General features: G+C 55.1%; 3 protein-coding genes. 2 read left to right on the top strand and 1 reads right to left on the bottom strand.

Annotation, left to right across the window (positions count from 1 at the left end; all coding sequences use genetic code 11):
* Nucleotides 1–248: 248 nt before the first annotated feature.
* Both HIJ39_RS21900 and HIJ39_RS21895 read left to right on the top strand, forming a co-directional pair.
* Nucleotides 249–914: a hypothetical protein gene (locus HIJ39_RS21900; protein ID WP_169103167.1), complete on the top strand. Its 666-nt coding sequence runs from the start codon at nt 249–251 to the stop codon at nt 912–914.
* 40 nt (nt 915–954) lie between these two features.
* Nucleotides 955–1,746, top strand: a complete 792-nt coding sequence (locus HIJ39_RS21895; RefSeq protein ID WP_169103166.1) for a hypothetical protein — start codon at nt 955–957, stop codon at nt 1,744–1,746.
* 707 nt (nt 1,747–2,453) lie between these two features.
* On the opposite strand, the gene HIJ39_RS21890 is transcribed toward HIJ39_RS21895, so the two are convergent.
* Nucleotides 2,454–3,770: an IS256 family transposase gene (locus tag HIJ39_RS21890; protein WP_169103165.1), complete on the bottom strand. Its 1,317-nt coding sequence runs from the start codon at nt 3,768–3,770 to the stop codon at nt 2,454–2,456.
* Nucleotides 3,771–3,872 lie beyond the last annotated feature (102 nt).

Below are 3,872 nucleotides of genomic sequence, written 5' to 3'. Positions count from 1 at the left end.
GAGGTTGTCCCAGGCTTCGTAGATTTTGCTTTCTGTATTTTTCACAGAATTTCTCGTGATTTGGCGCAATCCTATAGGCCCTTAGGCTCGAGCTCGGAGGTGAACCGTTTTCTTGAGTACTTCTTGCGATTCCTGCCGCGAAATGACGTGCCCCTACCTGAGAAAATTTGGTAACGTTTTCGCTCCGTTCGACGTTTTAACATAAGCGGAGACGTGGGCAGGAAGTTCTTTTCGAAGGGGGCATGATTATGAGAACTATCACTATCAAGGTTGCCGCAATACTGGTTGGTGTGCTGGGTCTGCTTATTGCAGGCAACACGTTTTTTCATGGACGCCCTGTAACGGTGGCGCAGGCGAGTTCTTATTGTGGCCGCGGTGTGCCCATTGGGAAGTGTAATGTCACCAAAACGCCTATCAATCCACATGCCCGAAACGTTGCGCAACCCAAACCGTTTTGGCCATCACCCGGTACCGTGATGGCGGGCTCGAATTTCTTCTCATCGGCCACCGCTCAGAGACTAGAGAACCAACACGGAACCTTAACCATTTTTCGATTCCATCGGGGACACCAATGGGTTCTAGTTGGGGATGGCATGAGTCAAACAGCCTACCCGGCGGCTACAACCCCCGGCGGGGCGATTGTGGCCGTCGAGAATTGTTCAAACCAAGGAACGGGGTGTTTAAATCCCACTGTGTTGCATCATTGGCGGGACTTTTCGACAGTCGCGTTACCGTACCCCTCCGCGTGGCCCGTGAAGCTCATGACAACCTTTGGCACGCGCCTATTGTATCTAGCAGATGGATCCCAAGGAATTATGGTGCTGGACCTTCACAATCTTCATTGGTACCACGGAACACGATCGGTGATCAATCAACTAATGTCGGGAACCGGGAGCCCTCCGCCGCTCAAATAACGAGCCTTAAAAATCCTGAGAAAAAGCGAGGAGTAAGACCATGAAGGTGCAGGTAAATAGAAAGACACGGAATGTCTCTCGATATCTGGTGGGGATTGCTGTTCTCTTATCCACGATGCTGATCGGCATCCCTGGAATTGTGTTTGCACAGTCTCCCACGCCCAGTTGGTTTATGGAAGACTCCCGACCCGGTAACGGTTTTCCGTCGCCTGCCAACGCCATCGTCGTGGAAGGGCTCCAACTGGGGGTCGGGGGCTGTGCGTATAGCTTAAGCTCGACGGAACAATCGACGGTGTACTGGATTAATCATGGGTATCAAACTGTAACGGAAGTTACCCCCTACGCTGGCTGCGGTAGCTTATCGGCCTACGAAACCGCGATTAACTCGCTGATTAGTTACGTGGAAGCGAATGCCTCAAATCCGGGGCGTTATTGGGGAGGTATTATGCTCGATGAGGAAGGGGGGTATGGATTTACTCCCACCCAATTGGAGTCCTTGAATAGTGACGTGAATAACCATATGGCGAGCACTTCGGGAATGTCATGGTACTTTGAAGAGGATCAACCGAATAGTTGGTATGCCTCGACGTACAACCAGATTCTGGGGAGCTCGTGGCCAGCGCCTCAAGTATACACGTCCTCTATGGCCGACGCGGTGAATACGGCATGCACGGACTACCAGGACTGCACCAATTTAGTGACCGTAAATAGCGGTGGCACCTCGCCGTGGAATAGCCCAAGTTACGTTACGGGCCTCATTAAGGGCACGCCGTGGAACAATTCGGAGTGGGGTGCGAATGGCTATTGGTATAACCTGTACCGAAATCAGTAAGTGGCCATCCCTTTTCGGTCTGGAATGTCGAACAGGTCATAAACTCGCGGAGCTACCCGGTATGATTAAGGGGTATTTGTGCTTGTGTGCGCATCTATTTTAGGATTCCGAGCAGACTTCCAAAAGGTAGTCATTGCTCCCCGTCTTGTAAAAACACAGAAAGGCGTCACCGATGGGTACGACGCGCTGGGGGAATGTCCCTCCTCACCGCGAATCGAATACCAAGTTGTCGCCGAAGGAACCTTTGTGCTCAGTGCTTCGGGCACGTTAGTGGCTGTTACCGACGATGGCCGGCGTCTACAGATGTCGACTGGGTAATGTAGTACATCACGAAGGATTCGAAAGACTTGTGCCTCGCGGTGTCGTTTCAAACAGGGGTGACACTACGGCGCGGGCATTGTTGGAACGGGCCGAGAAAAACAGGGCAGCGATGTCCGGGAAATCCTAGGCTTACCCGTTATAAGGTAGGATGCCATCCAAGAGGTTCAACGTCGCCCCTTTAATCGGTGGTATGTCCGTTGGTCACTGGGTGAGCAAACCTGTGGAACTCAGTGAACCCGGCCGTATCCTGACCTGATCAAGCCGTCGGCCTCAAACCGTCATCAAGAGGTTTCTTTGCCGCGTTCACTATTACCCTTAGTCGCCTGACGCTGTGGTGTGACTCCGAGACTATATTAGACATGTTGTTACGGCTGAATTCGTTTATTTTATGAGGCGACCATTTCACCGACCGACCGTTTATCGAGATGTAGAAACCGTCGCAACGCGAGTTGTAGTGTCCGTAGATCCCGGTAGCCGGGAAGGCGTTTCAGGTGGTCTTCAATGAAAAGGCTCGCGGCCGCGAGCCACCGCAGGACTTGATCCCCGTTGCTCCAGCGCTTGACGTTCTTCGCGTGGGTCCGGAACTGGCTATTGACGGATTCCAGTGCATTCGTGGTGGCGAGCGACTGGCGCAAGGTCCCCGACAACTGTAATCGTTGGACCGTCACCGTGTCCTCCATTCCCTCCCGGAGGCTCTTGGCCGCTTGCGGGTAATCATGCTCTAAGTCCGCCGCCAGGGCTTTGAGGGCCTTCAGCGCTTCCTCGGCCGTGGGCTCCTGGTAGGCCTTTCGGAGGCGCTGGCGAATGCGCGATTGATCCGAGTCGGCCACGTGATCCAACACATTGCGCGTCTTATGCACGGTGCACCGTTGAATGGCGAGGGCATCGCCGAACACGTCCCGGAGGGCTTTGGCCAACGCCTTGGCCCCATCAATGACGGCCAGCGCTCCTTGAGGAATGGCGAAGCCGCGGTCGACTAAATCGGTCAGCAGATTCGTGACCACCGTGCTGTTCTCGGTGGCCCCCTCGGCCAGGCCGAGAATCTGCTTGTGACCGCCGTCATCAATCCCCAGCGCGACGACCGCTAAATGTCCGCCCACCCGAATCCCATCAATCATCAGTACGACCCAGGTCCGATCGCCTAGCGGACGGCTTAAAAAGGTATCCAACGCTTGCCGGGTCGCTCGAATAAACCGGCGGCTGACGGTGCTTTTACTCGGGCCAGTGTCGTCCAACGCCGCATTCAAGGCGGGGTCAGCATGGGGTTGCTGCCGGCTCGCCAAACCAAACAGCATCCGTTCGAGTGCCGCTTGTGTGACCAGCGTGGGGTCTTGAAAGGCTTGATAGGTCTGCAAGGGCACTTCCTCCCCGGTGTTGGTGCGAACCCGGGGATGGGTCACCGGCACCCGCCGATCGCCCACATAGACATATCCTGTTTCCAAGCCATGCCGGACGGCGGTCCGATCGGGATTATGGCGGCCTTTCGGGCCCACCAGGCCGTCGACCTCGGTGGCCATCAGTTGTTGCAGGGTCTGGAGACCGAGACGGATGGAGAGGCTCAGCAACCCGGCCTGGGCTTCCTGCAGAATGGCGACCCATGATTCGGTGGCTGTTGGCCACGCAACGGGCGGGGTTTCGGTCTGCGGTGTCTTGCGTGCCTTTTTCTGGGGTTTTCCCGGGGAATTCGGTATACTGAGACTCACGAGCGATTCCTCCTATGGTTGCATTGGTTTCGACACCCAGTATTCAACCAGACTCTGGGAGGAATCGCGAACCCCAAATTCCACGAAATTCGGGACAATCTC

The organism is Sulfobacillus harzensis, assembly GCF_012933365.1.
Classification (GTDB): Bacteria; Bacillota; Sulfobacillia; order Sulfobacillales; family Sulfobacillaceae; genus Sulfobacillus_B; species Sulfobacillus_B harzensis.
Note: the sequence above shows the minus strand (reverse complement) of the source record. Positions and strands in the feature narration are given on the sequence as shown.

Coding starts and splice junctions, on each gene's coding strand:
- HIJ39_RS21900 (WP_169103167.1), top strand. CDS start 249: ATGAGAACTATCACTATCAAGGTTGCCGCAATACTGGTTGGTGTGCTG.
- HIJ39_RS21895 (WP_169103166.1), top strand. CDS start 955: ATGAAGGTGCAGGTAAATAGAAAGACACGGAATGTCTCTCGATATCTG.